At 63.7% G+C, this 16,659-nt stretch carries 19 protein-coding genes; 8 read left to right on the forward strand and 11 right to left on the reverse strand.

Annotated elements, in window-relative coordinates; translation table 11 throughout:
• The first annotated feature begins 142 nt into the window (after positions 1-142).
• A complete protein-coding gene (gene mltB / locus A9513_RS02840) occupies positions 143-1,240 on the forward strand; it encodes a lytic murein transglycosylase B (RefSeq protein ID WP_024766529.1) in 1,098 nt (365 codons plus the stop codon).
• Positions 1,241-1,295: 55 nt separating this feature from the next.
• On the opposite strand, the gene A9513_RS02845 is transcribed toward mltB, so the two are convergent.
• Complete coding sequence (locus A9513_RS02845) at positions 1,296-2,054, reverse strand: Nif3-like dinuclear metal center hexameric protein (protein ID WP_024766530.1); 759 nt, start codon at positions 2,052-2,054, stop codon at positions 1,296-1,298.
• A 113-nt stretch (positions 2,055-2,167) separates the two neighbouring features.
• Between A9513_RS02845 and algW the strand changes: the two genes are divergently transcribed.
• Entirely contained in the window at positions 2,168-3,316 is a 1,149-nt protein-coding gene (gene algW, locus A9513_RS02850) for a Do family serine endopeptidase AlgW (RefSeq protein ID WP_024766531.1), read from the forward strand.
• Positions 3,317-3,385: 69 nt separating this feature from the next.
• Here algW and hisC read toward each other — a convergent pair whose 3' ends face one another.
• The 10 genes from hisC to A9513_RS02900 form a co-directional block, all read right to left on the reverse strand.
• Positions 3,386-4,441: a histidinol-phosphate transaminase gene (gene hisC, locus A9513_RS02855; protein ID WP_024766532.1), complete on the reverse strand. Its 1,056-nt coding sequence runs from the start codon at positions 4,439-4,441 to the stop codon at positions 3,386-3,388.
• A 3-nt stretch (positions 4,442-4,444) separates the two neighbouring features.
• Complete coding sequence (gene hisD, locus A9513_RS02860; RefSeq protein WP_037009800.1) at positions 4,445-5,767, reverse strand: histidinol dehydrogenase; 1,323 nt, start codon at positions 5,765-5,767, stop codon at positions 4,445-4,447.
• Between the two features lie 174 nt (positions 5,768-5,941).
• On the reverse strand, positions 5,942-6,577 hold the full coding sequence (gene hisG / locus A9513_RS02865; RefSeq protein ID WP_024766534.1) for an ATP phosphoribosyltransferase: 636 nt from the start codon (positions 6,575-6,577) through the stop codon (positions 5,942-5,944).
• 14 nt (positions 6,578-6,591) lie between these two features.
• Entirely contained in the window at positions 6,592-7,860 is a 1,269-nt protein-coding gene (murA, locus tag A9513_RS02870; RefSeq protein ID WP_024766535.1) for a UDP-N-acetylglucosamine 1-carboxyvinyltransferase, read from the reverse strand.
• Between the two features lie 19 nt (positions 7,861-7,879).
• Positions 7,880-8,119: a BolA family protein gene (locus A9513_RS02875; RefSeq protein WP_017518139.1), complete on the reverse strand. Its 240-nt coding sequence runs from the start codon at positions 8,117-8,119 to the stop codon at positions 7,880-7,882.
• Between the two features lie 110 nt (positions 8,120-8,229).
• Positions 8,230-8,538, reverse strand: coding sequence for a lipid asymmetry maintenance protein MlaB (locus A9513_RS02880; RefSeq protein ID WP_024766536.1), 309 nt, complete (start codon positions 8,536-8,538; stop codon positions 8,230-8,232).
• Positions 8,535-9,182 carry an ABC transporter substrate-binding protein gene (locus A9513_RS02885; RefSeq protein ID WP_065083921.1) on the reverse strand — a complete coding sequence of 216 codons (648 nt, stop codon included), beginning with the start codon at positions 9,180-9,182 and terminating at the stop codon, positions 8,535-8,537. The genes A9513_RS02880 and A9513_RS02885 overlap by 4 nt, the downstream gene beginning before the upstream one ends.
• A gap of 11 nt (positions 9,183-9,193) precedes the next feature.
• A complete protein-coding gene (mlaD, locus tag A9513_RS02890) occupies positions 9,194-9,667 on the reverse strand; it encodes an outer membrane lipid asymmetry maintenance protein MlaD (RefSeq protein ID WP_024766538.1) in 474 nt (157 codons plus the stop codon).
• A complete protein-coding gene (gene mlaE / locus A9513_RS02895; protein WP_024766539.1) occupies positions 9,667-10,464 on the reverse strand; it encodes a lipid asymmetry maintenance ABC transporter permease subunit MlaE in 798 nt (265 codons plus the stop codon). Before mlaE ends, mlaD begins: the two co-directional genes overlap by 1 nt.
• Entirely contained in the window at positions 10,464-11,273 is an 810-nt protein-coding gene (locus tag A9513_RS02900; protein WP_024766540.1) for an ATP-binding cassette domain-containing protein, read from the reverse strand. Before A9513_RS02900 ends, mlaE begins: the two co-directional genes overlap by 1 nt.
• A 238-nt stretch (positions 11,274-11,511) precedes the next feature.
• On the opposite strand from A9513_RS02900, the gene A9513_RS02905 reads away from it, so the two are divergent.
• The 6 genes from A9513_RS02905 to A9513_RS02930 all read left to right on the forward strand — a co-directional run bounded on the left by A9513_RS02905 (position 11,512) and on the right by A9513_RS02930 (position 16,598).
• Positions 11,512-12,486, forward strand: a complete 975-nt coding sequence (locus tag A9513_RS02905; RefSeq protein WP_024766541.1) for a KpsF/GutQ family sugar-phosphate isomerase — start codon at positions 11,512-11,514, stop codon at positions 12,484-12,486.
• Positions 12,487-13,011: an HAD family hydrolase gene (locus tag A9513_RS02910; protein WP_037009806.1), complete on the forward strand. Its 525-nt coding sequence runs from the start codon at positions 12,487-12,489 to the stop codon at positions 13,009-13,011.
• 8 nt (positions 13,012-13,019) lie between these two features.
• The gene (gene lptC, locus A9513_RS02915) at positions 13,020-13,592 is read left to right on the forward strand and encodes an LPS export ABC transporter periplasmic protein LptC (RefSeq protein ID WP_024766542.1); all 573 of its coding nucleotides are present in this window, start codon (positions 13,020-13,022) and stop codon (positions 13,590-13,592) included.
• Positions 13,579-14,115 carry a lipopolysaccharide transport periplasmic protein LptA gene (gene lptA, locus A9513_RS02920; protein WP_024766543.1) on the forward strand — a complete coding sequence of 179 codons (537 nt, stop codon included), beginning with the start codon at positions 13,579-13,581 and terminating at the stop codon, positions 14,113-14,115. The genes lptC and lptA overlap by 14 nt, the downstream gene beginning before the upstream one ends.
• Positions 14,115-14,840, forward strand: coding sequence for an LPS export ABC transporter ATP-binding protein (lptB, locus tag A9513_RS02925; protein ID WP_037009811.1), 726 nt, complete (start codon positions 14,115-14,117; stop codon positions 14,838-14,840). Before lptA ends, lptB begins: the two co-directional genes overlap by 1 nt.
• Positions 14,841-15,095: 255 nt before the next feature.
• Positions 15,096-16,598, forward strand: coding sequence for an RNA polymerase factor sigma-54 (locus tag A9513_RS02930; protein ID WP_081754068.1), 1,503 nt, complete (start codon positions 15,096-15,098; stop codon positions 16,596-16,598).
• Positions 16,599-16,659 lie beyond the last annotated feature (61 nt).

Consider the following 16,659-nt stretch of genomic DNA (forward strand, 5'->3'; position numbering starts at 1 on the left):
GACGCTTGAGATGCCATCGCCCGACATTGGTGTCGCAAGACTGAAGGACTTTTCCTGCAACAGTCTCGCAATGTCCCGGCTTGTGCCCGCGCGGCACTGCGCTAGCATAGCCGGCACGTTTTCCTGCCCCAGAAGATTCCCCATGCGCCGCATCGCTTTCGCCCTGCCTTTACTCGTCCTGGTCTCTGCGTGCAGCAGCAAACCGACTCCCGCACCACAACCGGCCCAGAAGCCCAAGCCCCCCACCCTGATCACGCCCAGCGCCCACCCGGCGTTCGGCTCAGTACAACCGATCACCCCGCTGCGCGGTGACTACGCGAATAATGCCAACGCCAATCGCTTCATCGACATGATGGTGAGCAAGCACGGCTTCAACCGGCAGGACCTGCACGACCTGTTTGCCCAAACCCAGGAACTGGACTGGGTGATCCGCCTGATGGACCGCCAGGCCCCGACCTACACCCCGCCCAGCGGCCCGAACGGCGCCTGGTTGCGCTACCGGAAGAAATTCATCACCCCGGATAACGTGCAGAAGGGCGTACTGTTCTGGGACCAGTACGAGGCGGACCTGCAACGCGCCTCGCGCACCTACGGCGTGCCACCGGAAATCATCGTCGGCATCATCGGCGTGGAAACCCGCTGGGGCCGCGTGATGGGCAAGACGCGGATCATCGACGCACTGGCCACCCTGTCGTTCTCCTACCCGCGCCGCGCCGAATTCTTCAGCGGCGAGTTGGAGCAGTTCCTGCTGCAGGCGCGCAAGGAAGGCGACAATCCGCTGGAGCTGCGCGGTTCCTACGCCGGCGCCATGGGCTACGGGCAGTTCATGCCCTCCTCCTTCACCCAGTACGCAGTGGACTTCGACGGCGACGGCCACCGCGACCTGTGGAATCCGCGCGACGCCATCGGCAGCGTGGCCAACTACTTCAAGCAGCACGGCTGGGTCACCGGCGATGCGGTGGCGATCCCGGCCATCGGCCAGGCCCGCTCGCTGGAAGATGGCTTCAAGACTCAGTACTCGATCAGCGCCCTGTCCGCTGCCGGCCTGCGCCCGCAGGGCTCGCTGGGCAACCACCAGACCGCCAGCCTGCTGCGCCTGGACATGGGCAACACCTACCAGTACTGGTACGGCCTGCCGAATTTCTATGTGATCACCCGCTACAACCACAGCACGCACTACGCCATGGCGGTGTGGGAACTGGGCAAGGCGGTGGACCGCCAGCGTCACGGCTACCGCTGAGGCGCCATGAAAAAAGCCGGCTCCTTGAGCCGGCTTTTTTCATGGCGCCGAAGAGTCAGGCAGGGTTCGGGCAATCGATGAACAGGTGCTCGATGGCAAAGCGCCTGGCCAGGTAATCCCCCAGCGCCTGCACACCGTAGCGCTCTGTAGCGTGGTGGCCGGCGGCGATGAAGCTGATGCCATTCTCCCGCGCGCTGTGCACAGTCTGTTCGGAGACTTCGCCGGTCAGATAAGCATCGACGCCCGCGGCGATCGCCTGGTCGATGTAGCCCTGGGCGCCACCGGTGCACCAGGCGATGCGACGGATCGGCTGGCCGCCATCCACCAGCAACGGCTCGCGACCCAGCACATCGCGCACATGGAGCGCCAGATCGCTCGGCAGCATGGGTTCGACCAGCGAGCCTACCAGGACGATGGAGCGCGGGTTGCCGGGCTCCAGCGGCCCTTCGATCTCGAAACCGAGTTGACGGCCGAGCTGCACGTTGTTGCCCACCTCGGCATGCAGGTCCAGCGGCAGGTGATAGGCCAGCAGGCTGATGTCATGGTTCAGCAGGGTCTTCAGGCGTCGCTGCTTCATGCCGACCACCCGGGCATCCTCGCCCTTCCAGAAATAGCCGTGGTGGACCAGCACCACATCGGCGTCCGCTTCCACGGCGGCATCCAGCAGCGCCTGGCTGGCGGTGACACCGGAAACGATGCGCCGCACCTGCGGCCGGCCCTCGACCTGCAGGCCGTTGGGGCAGTAATCCTGGATCTTCGCTGCCTCCAGGAAACGGTCCGCTTCCTCGACCAGCGTGCTCAGTGCGATAGCCATCGAAATTCCTCCAACATCGGCTGCGAGCGTCTATTTTCTTGGCTCGCCGCCCGTATAATGGCCGCCACCCTATCGGCCATCCCCCGGCCAAGCAACCCCAAGGATTTTCTTCGATGCTGAAGGCCCTGCGTTTTCTCGGCTGGCCCGTGCTGGTTGGCGTCCTGTTGGCGCTGCTGATCATCCAGCATAACCCGCAATGGGTCGGCCTTCCGCAGCAGGAAGTGCACCTGCAACAGGCTCCACTGCTCAGCCGCATCCAGCAAGGCCCGGTCAGCTACGCTGACGCCGTGACCCGCTCCTCGCCTGCAGTGGCCAATCTTTACACCACCAAGATGGTCAGCAAGCCGAACAACTCCATGCTCGACGACCCGCTGTTCCGGCGCTTCTTCGGCGATAACCTGCCGCAACAGAAGCGCATGGAATCGAGCCTGGGTTCGGCAGTGATCATGAGTCCCGAAGGCTATCTGCTGACCAACAACCACGTGACCTCCGGCGCTGACCAGATCGTCGTGGCCCTTCGTGATGGCCGCGAGACCATCGCCCGCCTGGTGGGCAGCGACCCGGAAACCGACCTTGCAGTGTTGAAGATCGACCTCAAGGACCTGCCTTCGATCATGCTCGGCCGCTCCGATGGCATCCGCACCGGCGATGTCTGCCTGGCCATCGGCAACCCGTTCGGCGTCGGCCAGACCGTCACCATGGGCATCATCAGCGCCACTGGCCGCAATCAGCTGGGCCTGAACACCTACGAAGACTTCATCCAGACCGATGCGGCGATCAACCCCGGTAACTCCGGCGGCGCGCTGGTGGACGCCAACGGCAACCTGATCGGCATCAACACCGCGATCTTCTCCAAATCCGGCGGCTCCCAGGGCATCGGCTTCGCCATTCCGACCAAGCTGGCTCTGGAAGTCATGCAGTCGATCATCGAGCACGGCCAGGTGATCCGCGGCTGGCTCGGTGTGGAAGTGCAGCCGCTGACCCCGGAACTGGCCGAATCCTTCGACCTCAAGGACAAGGCCGGCATCGTCGTCGCCGGCGTCTACCGCGACGGCCCCGCCGCCAAGGCCGGCCTGCTGCCGGGCGACATCATCCTGAACATTGATGGCGAGGCCGCCAGCGATGGCCGCCGCTCGATGAACCAGGTGGCGCGCACCAAGCCGGGCGAGAAGATCACCATCGAAGTGCTGCGCAACGGCAAGCCGGTAACACTCAACGCCGAAGTCGGCCTGCGCCCGCCGCCCGCGCCCAACGCCAATTGATACCGGGCTCTTTTCCGGAGTCATGAAAAACGGCGCCCTCGGGCGCCGTTTTCGTTACCAGCGAAAGCCTTACAACTTCAGTCGCAGGGCATCGATCAGAGCCTGGTTCTGCTCCTCGGTGCCGATGCTGATGCGCAGGAACTGGTTGATCCGCTGCTGCTTGAAGTGACGCACGATCACGCCCTCTTCGCGCAGGGCCGCGGCCAGTTCAGCACCGTCACGCTGCGGGTGGCGGGCGAAGATGAAGTTCGCCGCCGACGGCAGCACCTCGAAGCCCAGGGTCTTGAGCTCGGCCACCAGCTTCTCGCGGCTGTGGATAACCGCGCTGCAGGTCTGCTCGAAGTAGGCCTGGTCCTCGAAGGACGCCACCGCACCGGCCAGCGCCAGGCGGTCCAGCGGGTAGGAGTTGAAGCTGTTCTTCACCCTTTCCAGCGCTTCGATCAGGTCTTCATGCCCCACCGCGAAACCGACCCGCAGGCCCGCCAGCGAACGCGACTTGGACAGGGTCTGCGCCACCAGCAGGTTCGGGTAGCGGTCGACCAGGGAAATCGCGGTCTCGCCACCGAAGTCGACGTAGGCCTCGTCCACCAGCACCACGCTGTCCGGGCTGGCTTGCAGCAGGCGCTCGATGGCTCCTAGCGGCAGCAGGCAACCGGTGGGCGCGTTGGGGTTGGGGAAGATGATGCCGCCGTTCGGGCGTGCGTAATCCTCGGCGCGTATCTGGAACTGCTCGTCCAGCGGCAGCGCTTCAAACTCGATGCCGTAGAGACCGCAGTAGACCGGATAGAAGCTGTAGGTCACGTCGGGGAACAGCAGCGGCTTGCCGTGCTGGAACAGCGCGTGGAAGGCGTGGGCCAGGACTTCGTCCGAGCCGTTGCCGACGAAGACCTGGGCGGTCTTCACACCGTGGTATTCGGCGATAGTCTGCTTCAGGCGGTCAGCGTTCGGGTCCGGATACAGGCGCAGCGTGTCGTTCAGCTCGGCCTGGATCGCGGCGACCACCTTCGGCGACGGGCCGTAGGGGTTTTCGTTGGTGTTCAGCTTGACCAGCTTGGCCAGCTTTGGCTGCTCGCCAGGAACATAGGGCACCAGTTCCTTGACGAAGGGGCTCCAGAATTTGCTCATGGGTTACTCACTCTTGCCGTCAAGGATGCGGAATTCGGCGCTGCGCGCGTGGGCGGTCAGCGACTCGCCACGGGCCAGGATCGACGCGGTCTTGCCCAGCTCGGAAGCGCCCGGCGCGGAGCAGAAGATGATCGAGGAGCGCTTCTGGAAGTCGTACACGCCCAGCGGCGAAGAGAAACGCGCGGTGCCGGAGGTCGGCAGCACGTGGTTCGGGCCGGCGCAGTAGTCGCCCAGCGCCTCGGCGGTGTAGCGGCCCATGAAGATGGCGCCGGCGTGGCGAATCTTCGGCAGCCAGCTTTCCGGGTCGGCCACCGACAGCTCCAGGTGTTCCGGGGCGATGCGGTTGGCAACCTGGCAGGCCTGCTCCTGGTCGGCAACGAGGATCAGCGCGCCACGGTTGGTCAGCGAGGTACGGATGATCTCGGCGCGTTCCATGGTCGGCAGCAGTTTCTCGATACTGGCGGCGACCTTGTCGAGGAAGGCGGCGTCCGGGCTGACCAGGATCGACTGGGCGTCCTCGTCGTGCTCGGCCTGGGAGAACAGGTCCATGGCGATCCAGTCCGGATCGGTGCCGCCGTCGCAGACCACGAGGATTTCCGACGGGCCGGCGATCATGTCGATGCCGACCTGGCCGAACACGTGGCGCTTGGCGGTGGCGACATAGATGTTGCCCGGGCCGACGATCTTGTCCACCTGCGGCACGCTCTCCGTGCCGTAGGCCAGCGCGGCCACGGCCTGGGCGCCGCCGATGGTGAAGACGCGGTCGACGCCGGCGATGCAGGCGGCAGCCAGGACGATTTCGTTGATTTCGCCGCGCGGGGTCGGTACCACCATCACCACTTCGGCGACGCCGGCGACCTTGGCCGGAATGGCGTTCATCAGCACGGAAGACGGGTAGGACGCCTTGCCGCCCGGCACGTACAGGCCGGCGCGATCCAGCGGGGTGACCTGCTGGCCGAGCACGGTGCCATCGGCTTCGGTGTAGCGCCAGGAGTCCTGCTTCTGCTTCTCGTGGTAGCTGCGTACGCGCTCGGCGGCGACTTCCAGAGCTTCGCGCTGAGCCGGGGTGATGCGGGTCAGAGCCAGCTCCAGGCGCTCGCGCGGCAGGATCAGGTCGGCCATGGTCTTGGCGTCGACACCGTCGAAGCGTTGGGTGAATTCCACTACGGCAGCGTCACCGCGCTTGCGCACGTCAGCGATGATGTCCAGCACGCGCTGGTTCACCGCATCGTCGGACACGCTTTCCCAGGAGAGCAGATGGTCCAGATGACGCGCGAAGTCCGGATCGGCGGCGTTGAGTCGACGGATAGCGAAGGGTGCGGTCATAGCTGGCCTCTTTAATTGGCATGATCTCGGGCGCCGCAAGACTATCAAGCCTTCCGTGCGGGCACCCGAGAAAATTTGGCTATGACACGGATAGGGCCGAAAAGCTGCTCCCTGCGTTTTCGGCATTCCCGCCATCCTTGGCGGGCTCTGCCGCGACCGGGGTCGCGGTGGGTATCAGTGACGGTGTCGAGCTTCGACGGCTTCGCGCAGGGTGTCGATCAGCGCCTGGATGCGAGCATGCTGCATCTTCATCGAGGCCTTGTTCACCACCAGGCGCGAGCTGATGTGCGCGATCAGTTCCTGGGGCTCCAGGCCGTTCGCACGCAGGGTGTTACCGGTGTCGACCACGTCGATGATCTTGTCGGCGAGGCCGATCAGCGGTGCCAGCTCCATGGAGCCGTACAGCTTGATCACGTCGACCTGGCGACCCTGCTCGGCGTAGTAGCGCTTGGCGACATTGACGAACTTGGTGGCCACGCGCAGACGCCCCTTGGGCTCCGGCGCACCGACCGCACCGGCGGTCATCAGCTTGCAGTTGGCGATCTTCAGGTCCAGCGGCTCGTACAGGCCCTGGCCACCGTACTCCATGAGCACGTCCTTGCCCGCCACGCCGAGGTCGGCGGCGCCATGCTCGACGTAGGTCGGCACGTCGGTGGCGCGCACGATCAGCAGGCGCACGTCATCGAGGGTGGTGGGGATGATCAGCTTGCGGCTCTTGTCCGGATTCTCGGTCGGCACGATGCCTGCCGCTGCAAGCAGCGGCAGGGTGTCGTCGAGGATACGGCCCTTGGACAGGGCAATCGTCAGCATCGTCTGATTCTGCCCTAGCCCGGCACGCGGCGAATCTTCGCCCCGAGCAGTTGCAGTTTCTCTTCGATGCACTCGTAGCCACGGTCGATGTGGTAGATGCGGTCGATCATGGTGTCGCCTTCGGCCACCAGGGCAGCGATCACCAGGCTGGCGGATGCGCGCAGGTCGGTCGCCATGACCGGTGCGCCCTTGAGCTGCGGAACGCCGGTGACGATGGCAGTGTTGCCTTCGACCAGGATCTGCGCGCCCATGCGGTTCATTTCATAGACGTGCATGAAGCGGTTCTCGAACACGGTCTCGATGACCGCGCCGGTGCCTTCGGCGATGGCGTTCATGGAGATGAACTGGGCCTGCATGTCGGTCGGGAATGCCGGGTACGGCGCAGTGCGGATGTTCACCGCCTTCGGCCGGTTGCCCTTCATGTCCAGCTCGATCCAGTTGCTGCCGGTGGTGATGTGCGCGCCGGCTTCGACCAGCTTGGCCAGCACCGCTTCGAGGATGGTCGGATCGGTATCCTTGAGCTTGACGCGGCCGCCGGTGGCAGCCGCCGCCGCCAGGTAGGTGCCGGTTTCAATGCGGTCGGGCATGACGTTGTACTTGGCACCGCCACCCAGGCTTTTTACACCGTTGATCACGATGGTATCGGTACCGGCACCCTGCACATCACCGCCCATGGCGTTGATGAAGTTAGCCAGGTCGACGACCTCAGGCTCGCGCGCGGCGTTTTCCAGCACGGAGCGGCCATTGGCCAGTGCAGCGGCCATCATGATGTTCTCGGTACCGGTCACGCTGACGGTATCGAAGAAGAAGTGCGCGCCGCGCAGGCCGCCGGCCGGGGCCTTGGCCTTGATGTAGCCGCCTTCGACGGCGATTTCTGCGCCCATGGCTTCCAGGCCGCGGATGTGCAGGTCAACCGGACGCGAACCGATGGCGCAGCCGCCGGGCAGGGCGACTTCGGCTTCGCCGAACCGGGCGACCATCGGGCCGAGCACGAGGATCGACGCACGCATGGTTTTCACCAGCTCGTACGGTGCCACCAGGGTCTTGATGGTGCTGGCGTCGACTTCGACGTTGAGCTTCTCGTCGATGATCGGCTGCACGCCCATGCGGCCGAACAGCTCGATCATGGTGGTGATGTCGTGCAGGTGCGGCAGGTTGCAGACGGTCACCGGGGTGTCCGCCAGCAGGGTTGCGGCGAGGATCGGCAGCGCAGAGTTCTTCGCGCCGGAGATGCGAATCTCGCCATCGAGACGAGTACCGCCGGTAATGATCAGTTTATCCATTGCTAATTTCCCCGTGGGCTCAGGAACGCTCGGCCCAGGCGGCGCGGCTGAAGAATTTCATGGTGACGGCATGGATGGCGCCGGAGGCGATCCACTCGTTCAGGTGGGCATAGATCTGTTGCTGGCGCTTGACCGGGCTCAGGCCGGCGAGCTCGTCGCTGATCAGGTTCAGCTGGAAATTGCAGCCTTCGCCTTCCACTTCGATCTGGGTACCTGGCAGTTTCGATTCCAGGAAGTTTTTGACTTCTACGGCCTGCATGCTCAACCTCGTTCGGCGCCCTACGCGCGCGGGTCGGCCATGATACAAAAAAGCCCCCCGCCTGCGAACCCCGGCAGGGGAAGTCGCGGACGGAGGGCTTTCTCACTGTTTCAATGCTGTAACGGCAGAATCTCGAGAAGCTCGCCAACCTTGGCGATTTCCTGCATGTCCTTGGGCATCCCAGAGATCTGCAGCGTCTTGCCAGCCTTGCGCGCATCACGGGTGTAGGACAGCAGCAGCGACAATCCGACGCTACTGGAGTGTTCCACCGCCGAGCAGTCCAGGCGCAGCGACGCGGCCTTGCTGGCGGCGATCAGGCTTCTGCCCTGCTCGCGCAGCGCCGGGCCGGTCCTGTAGTCCAGCACGCCGGCGAGGGCTAGGTCGCCCTCACTGCGCTCCGTGATACTGCCCTGACTCATTCTGCGCTGCCTTCCGGCTGGCCCTTGGCCGCATCCTTGGCCTTGGCGACGACCTGGCCCCAACCGGCGATGGTCTTCTCCAGGTCGTTGCGGTTCTTCTGCATGGAGTCGGCGAACTGGTCACGGAACAGCTTGCCGATGTTGATGCCGTTGATGATCACGTTACGCAGGCGCCAATCGCCACCCTGGTTGACCATGGTGTATTGCACCGGATAGACGGCGCCATTGCTGCCGACCACTTCCATGTTCACCGAAGCGCGATCCTGCTCCTGCTTGCCGCTGTTCAGCACGCGGATGTCCTGGTTGTCGTACTCCAGCAGCGCGTTGCCGTAGAACTGGAACAGGCTGTTCTTGAAGGTTTCCTCGAAGCGTTTGACCTGCTCCGGCGTCGCCTGGCGGGAGTACTTGACGGTCATCACGCCCTTGGCGATGCCCTCGGAATCCACGACCGGGCCGAGGATGCGGTTCAGGGTGTCGTAGAACGCCTGGGGATTGGCCTTGTAGCTGGCCTTGTTGGTCTTCAGGTCCGACAGCAGGCTGTCGACGGTCTGCTGCACGACCTGCTGAGCAGTCTGCTCGGCCTGGGCGAACAGCGGCAGGACCGCGAGCAGGACCAGGAAGCCACGGCGCAAGGTTTTCAACATGGAGTGAGCCCTCATTTCTTCGAGTCGTCTTTGTTGACCGAATTCAGCAGGAATTTGCCGATCAGGTCTTCCAGCACGAGTGCCGACTGGGTGTCCTTGATGGTATCGCCATCCTTCAGCAGCTCTTCGTCGCCACCGACACTGATGCCGATGTACTTCTCGCCCAGCAGGCCAGCAGTGAGGATGGAGGCGGTAGAGTCGTCCGGCAGGTTGTTGACCTGACGATTGATCTCCATGGTCACACGACCACGATAGCTGTCATGGTCCAGGTCCACCGCAGTGACCTTGCCGATGGTGACACCCGCCATGGTGACCTTTCCACGAACGGTAACGCCGGCGATGTTGTCGAAATAGGCATACAGCTTGTAGGTATCGCCGGAATTGCCGATGGTCAGTCCGCTGACACGCAGGGCCAGCAGCAGCAGGGCCAGCAGGCCGGCCAGAATGAACAGGCCTACACCGATTTCCAGGGTGCGGGTTTGCATCAGAAGTCTCCAAACATCAAGGCGGTCAGGATGAAGTCCAGCCCCAGCACGGCCAGGGAGGCATACACAACGGTACGGGTGGTGGCGCGGCTGATCCCCTCTGAGGTGGGTTCGCAGTCATAACCCTGGAACACGGCGATCCAGGTCACGACGAAAGCGAACACCACGCTCTTGATCACGCCATTGAGAATGTCCTTGGTGAACTGCACGCTGTTCTGCATGTTCGACCAGTACGAACCGTCATACACACCCAGCCAGTCCACGGCGACCAGGGCGCCGCCCCAGATGCCGACCACACTGAAGATAGCTGCCAGCAGCGGCATCGAGATGAAGCCGGCCCAAAGGCGCGGAGCGATGATGTACTTGAGCGGGTCGACGCCGATCATCTCCAGGCTGGACAACTGCTCGGTGGATTTCATGTTGCCGATCTCGGCCGTCAGCGCGGAGCCTGCACGCCCGGCGAACAGCAGACCGGTGACTACCGGCCCCAGTTCACGCAGCAGCGTCAGCGCAACCATCTGGCCGACCGCCTGTTCCGAACCGTAGCTCGCCAGGATGTTGTAGCCCTGCAGCGCCAGCACCATGCCGATGAACAGGCCGGACACGACGATGATCGCCAGGGACAGCACACCCACCGAATACAGCTGTTTGACCAGCAACTGGAAGGCGCCGCTGTGCACCCGGCGGCCGAAAATGGCGTGGACCAGGAACAGGCTCGAACGGCCCAGCGACTCGAGGACATCGAGGCCCGCGCGCCCGAGCAGGCGAACTCGCTCGAGCGATGAAGTCTTGCGCATCAACGTTCTCCCAGCAGGTCGGCGCGGTAATCGCGAGCAGGATAGTGGAACGGCACCGGCCCATCCGGGATGCCCTTCATGAACTGGCGCACTCGCGGATCATCGAGACCCTGCAGGTCGGCCGGCGTTCCGTGACCGAGCACACGGCCGTCACCGACGATATAGATGTAGTCAGCGATGCTCGCCGTTTCCGCCAGATCGTGGGACACAACGATGGAGGTGATGCCCAGGGCATCGTTGAGCAGGCGGATCAGGCGCACCAGCACGCCCATGGCGATCGGGTCCTGACCCACGAAGGGCTCGTCGTACATGAGGATCTGCGGGTCCAGCGCGATGGCGCGGGCCAGCGCCACACGGCGCTTCATACCGCCGGACAGCTCATCGGGCATCAGCTCCACCGCCCCGCGCAGGCCAACGGCCTGGAGCTTCATCAGGACAATGTCACGAATCATGTCCTCGGGCAGCTCGGTGTGCACGCGCAGCGGGAAGGCAACGTTCTCGAAGACATCGAGATCGGTGAACAGCGCACCGCTCTGGAACAACACGCCGAACTGCTTGCGCATGTCGAACAGGTCGCTGCGCCCCAGCGTGGGGAGATTCTGGCCGTTGACCCACACTTCGCCGCTCGCCGGACGCAGTTGGGCGGCGATCAGTCGCAACAGGGTGGTCTTGCCACACCCCGACGGCCCCATGATCCCGGTGACCTTGCCGCGTGGAATGCGGATGTCCACGTTATCGAAAATCTTACGCGTGCCACGCTTGAAGCTCAGGCCCTTCAGCTCGACCGCGTATTGGTCATTGGTGCTCATAGAACTCCTTTCATCACGGCGCTGTCCGTTGCCCCGTCTGTCATACGGCAGAAACACGGCGCGGCAGGCCGAACGGCCGCGAACTATAACACCCCGTGAAGCCGCGCCCCAAGGGCTGCTAAGCCGCTGTTAAGGCCCAGTTCAGCAAAATGCGTTCAACATTGAGTTGCCAGTGATGAAGCCTTTGTCGCTTTCCCGTTATAATCTCGCACTTCATTTTGCCCCGCGCCTTTCGAACATGAGCCAGAAACACGATTTCATCCAGTCGGCACAACGCACCATCCGCCTCGAGCGTGACTCGGTGGACGCCCTGCTGCCGCGCATCGGCACCGATTTTTCGCTGGCCTGCGAACTGTTGCTGAACTGCAAGGGGCGCGTCGTCGTGGTCGGCATGGGCAAGTCCGGCCATATCGCACGCAAGATCGCCGCCACCCTGGCCAGCACCGGCACACCGTCGTTCTTCGTGCACCCGGCCGAGGCCAGCCATGGCGACATGGGCATGATCACCAAGGACGACGTCGTCCTGGCCCTCTCCAACTCCGGCTCCACCGCGGAAATCGTCACTCTGCTGCCGCTGATCAAGCGCCTGGGTATCACCCTGATCAGCATGACCGGCAACGCCGAATCACCGCTGGCCAAGGCTGCTGCGGTGAACCTCGACGCCAGCGTGGAGCACGAAGCCTGCTCGCTGAACCTGGCGCCGACCTCCTCCACCACGGTGTCTCTGGTGATCGGCGACGCGCTCGCCATCGCCCTGCTCGAAGCGCGCGGCTTCACCGCCGAAGACTTCGCCTTCTCGCATCCAGGCGGGGCGCTGGGCCGTCGATTGTTGCTGAAAGTGGAAAACATCATGCACGTGGGTGAAGCATTGCCGCAGGTTTCCCCCGGCACTTCGCTCAGTGGCGCATTGCTGGAAATGACCCGCAAGGGCCTGGGCATGACCGTCATCCTCGGCGAAGACGGCAAGCTCGCCGGGGTCTTCACCGATGGAGACCTGCGCCGCACCCTGGACAAGGGGCTGGACGTGCGCACGGTCACCATCGATCAGGTGATGACCGTGCACGGCAAGACTGCCCGCCCGGATATGCTCGCTGCCGAAGCCCTGAAGATCATGGACGACCACAAGATCAACGTACTCGTGGTTGTCGACGACAAGGACCACCCGGTCGGCGTCCTGCACGTCCACGACCTGACCCGCGCGGGAGTCATCTGAATGACCGCCGACCTGCTGCAACGCGCGAAAGCGGTCCGCCTGGCGGTATTCGACGTCGATGGCGTGCTCACCGACGGCAAGCTCTACTTCCTGCCCGACGGCGGCGAGTTCAAGACCTTCAACACCCTGGACGGCCAGGGCATCAAGATGTTGATGAACTCCGGCGTAAGCACCGCGATCATCACCGGCCGCTCGAGCCCGGTGGTCGAGCGGCGGGCGAAGAACCTGGGCATCAACCATCTGTTCCAGGGCCGCGAGGACAAGCTGGTCGCCCTGGACGAGTTGCTCGCCGAACTGGGTCTAGGCTATGAAGAAGTCGCGTACCTGGGCGACGATCTGCCCGACCTGCCGGCCATCCGCCGCGCCGGCCTGGGCATGGCGGTCGCCAGCGGCGACGCCTTCGTGCGCCAGCATGCCGACGGCGTTACCCAGGCCCGTGGCGGCGAAGGCGCCGCCCGCGAGTTCTGCGAACTGATCCTGCGCGCTCAGGGCAACCTCGAAGCTGCCCAGAACGCGTACCTCTAGAGCCGAACATGCCCAAGACACTCCAACAGAAGCTGTTGCTCGCCCTGATCGCCATCCTGCTGATCGCCCTCGGCTATTACTGGAACGTGCGTCTGGATTTCAACGAGCGGCAACTCAAGTCGCAGACCAGCGACGCCATCGACTTCTACGTGGTCAACGCCAAGAGCGTTCAGTACCGCATCGACGGCTCCCTCGCCTACGAGATGACCGCCGACAAACTCGAACACCTGAAAGCAACCGACGTGACCCTGGTCACTACGCCTGACCTCTACTTCCACCGGGAGAACGAGTCTCAGCCGTGGCATGTCCAGAGCGTTCACGCCGAAGTGGCCCCCGAAGGCAAGCAGGTCGAGCTGATCGATGACGTGCGTGTTGCGCGCACCGACGCACAGCAACGCACGCTCCTGCTCAACACCTCGCGCATGACGGTGTTCCCAGACAAGGACTATGCGCAGACTGACCAGCCCGTGAAGATCACTGAACCCAACGGTGTCACCACGGCAGTTGGCATGAAAGCGTATCTGAAAGACAGCCGGATGCTCCTGCTGTCCAACGTAAGAGGTCAGCATGAGGCTCGTTAACACCCTCCCCCTTCTTTTCAGCCTCGCCGCCGCCATCGGCAGCAGTGCCGCCTGGGCTCTTCCCACCGACCGGGAACAGCCGATCCGGGTTCAGGCCGACAGCGCCGAACTGGACGACAAGCAGGGCGTAGCCGTGTATCGCGGCGACGTGGTGGTAACCCAGGGCAGCATGAAGCTGACTGGCAACACCGTCACGCTCAAGCAGAACAAGAATGGTGACATCGAAGTCGTCACCTCGGTCGGCAAGCCTGCCTACTTCGAGCAGAAGCCGGCGCCGGACAAGCAGATCACTCAGGCCTACGGCCTGACGATCCAGTACTTCGTCACCCAGAACCGCGTCGTATTGATCGACCAGGCCAAGGTGATCCAGGAAGGCAATACCTTCGAGGGCGAGAAGATCGTCTACGACACCCAGCGCCAGATCGTCAACGCAGGCCGCGCCACCGGGTCCCAGGTGACCACGCCGCGCCCGCGTATCGACATGGTCATCCAGCCCAAGAAAAAGCAGGATCAAGCGCAGTAATGGCTACGCTAACCGCCCAGCACCTCGCCAAGAGCTACAAGAGCCGGCAAGTCGTCCGCGATGTCAGCATGAGCATCGAGAGCGGGCAGATCGTCGGCCTGCTCGGCCCCAACGGAGCGGGCAAGACCACCTGCTTCTACATGATCGTCGGCCTGGTTCGCGCCGATCAGGGTGTCGTGCGCATCGACGAGCAGGACGTCACCCACCTGCCCATGCACGGACGCGCCCGCGCCGGCATCGGCTACCTGCCGCAGGAAGCCTCGATCTTCCGCAAGCTGTCGGTGGCGGACAATATCGGCGCCATCCTCGAAACCCGCAGCGACCTGGATCGCGCCGGACGCCAGGAAGCCTTGGAAGGCTTGCTCGAGGAGTTCCACATCCACCACATCCGCGACAACCTCGGCATGAGCCTTTCCGGTGGCGAGCGTCGCCGCGTGGAGATCGCCCGTGCACTGGCCAGTTCGCCGAAGTTCATCCTGCTGGACGAACCTTTCGCCGGTGTCGACCCGATCTCCGTGGGCGACATCAAGCAGATCATCCATCACCTCAAGGCCAAGGGCATCGGTGTCCTGATCACCGATCATAACGTCCGCGAAACCCTGGATATCTGCGAAACGGCGTACATCGTCAACGACGGTCAACTGATCGCCGAAGGCAGCGCCGAGAGCATCCTCGCCAACGACCTGGTGAAGGAAGTCTACCTGGGCCACGAGTTCCGCCTCTAAGGCCCTGCGCCGCGCCCTGCCAGGGCGCGGCCACCCCGCCTCCCCCTCTTCGCGCGGCCCGGTTCGCCGGTTGTTCCGCGCCGCATTCGGCCGCCCAATCGCCCCTGGCGCAACCGGGTTGTAACGAAAGGTCGACAGCCCCTAGGCAAAGCGCCCAAACTCAGGCATATAATTTGCTTCCTCGCGGCGCCCCGGCGTCCGTAGTCGTGGATATGGCGCGCTTTGCGCCAGCGAACAAGGTGCCTAGTTCCAGCCATGAAACCATCGCTAGTCCTCAAGATGGGCCAGCAGCTGACGATGACCCCGCAGCTGCAACAGGCCATCCGACTGCTCCAGCTCTCCACGCTGGACCTCCAACAGGAAATCCAGGAAGCCCTGGAGTCCAACCCGATGCTGGAGCGCCAGGAAGAAGGTGAGGACTACGACAACAGCGATCCCATGGCCGACGGCGCCGAATCTGGCGCCAACGGCACCAGCAACAACTCCCAGGACAACTTCCAGGAAAGCACCACGCCCAACGCCGACAGCCTCGACGAGGACCAGTGGGCCGAGCGTATTCCCAACGAGCTGCCGGTCGACACCGCCTGGGAAGACATCTACCAGACCAGCGCCAGCAGCCTGCCCAGCAACGATGACGACGAGTGGGACTTCACTTCCCGTACCTCCGCCGGCGAAAGCCTGCAGAGCCATCTGCTCTGGCAACTGAACCTGGCGCCGATGTCCGACACCGATCGCCTGGTCGCCCTGAGCATCATCGACGGCATCAACGACGACGGTTACCTCGAAGAGTCCCTGGACGACATCCTCGCCTCCATTGACCCTGAACTGGGCGTGGAGATGGACGAAGTGGAAGTCGTCCTGCGCCGTGTGCAGCAGCTCGAGCCCGCCGGCGTCGGTGCCCGCAACCTGCGCGAATGCCTGCTCCTGCAGCTGCGCCAGCTGCCCACCAAGACCTACCTGCTGGCCGAGGCCATCCGCCTGGTCAACGACCACCTGGACCTGCTCGGCAGCCGCGACTACAGCCAGCTGATGCGGCGCATGAAGCTCAAGGAAGACGAGCTGCGCGAGACCATCGAACTGATCCAGTCGCTGCACCCGCGCCCCGGTTCGCAGATCGAGTCCGGCGAAGCCGAATACGTGGTTCCGGATGTCATCGTGCGCAAGCACAACGAGCGCTGGCTGGTGGAACTGAACCAGGAAGCGGTACCGCGCCTGCGCGTGAACTCGCAGTATGCGGGCCTGGTGCGCCGCGCCGACTCCAGCGCCGACAACACCTTCATGCGCAACCAGCTGCAGGAAGCGCGCTGGTTCATCAAGAGCCTGCAGAGCCGCAACGAGACATTGATGAAGGTGGCGACCCAGATCGTCGAGCACCAGCGCGGCTTCCTCGAATACGGCGAGGAAGCGATGAAACCACTGGTCCTGCACGACATCGCGGAAGCCGTGGGCATGCACGAATCGACCATCTCCCGCGTCACCACGCAGAAATTCATGCACACGCCGCGTGGCATCTTCGAGCTCAAGTATTTCTTCTCCAGCCACGTCAGCACCTCCGAGGGCGGCGAGTGCTCGTCCACCGCGATCCGCGCCATCATCAAAAAACTGGTCGCGGCGGAAAGTCCGAAAAAGCCATTGAGTGACAGCAAGATCGCTGGTTTACTGGAAGCACAGGGCATTCAAGTGGCACGTCGTACCGTCGCCAAGTACCGGGAGTCCCTAGGAATCTCTCCCTCGAGCGAGCGCAAGCGGCTGGTGTGACGTTGATCCACGCCAAGGTGTTCCGGCGGCAGGCCCCATAACCTGCCACTTACACACGGGC

The sequence above is a fragment of the Pseudomonas sp. AU12215 genome, assembly GCF_001675465.2.
Classification (GTDB): Bacteria; Pseudomonadota; Gammaproteobacteria; order Pseudomonadales; family Pseudomonadaceae; genus Pseudomonas; species Pseudomonas nitroreducens.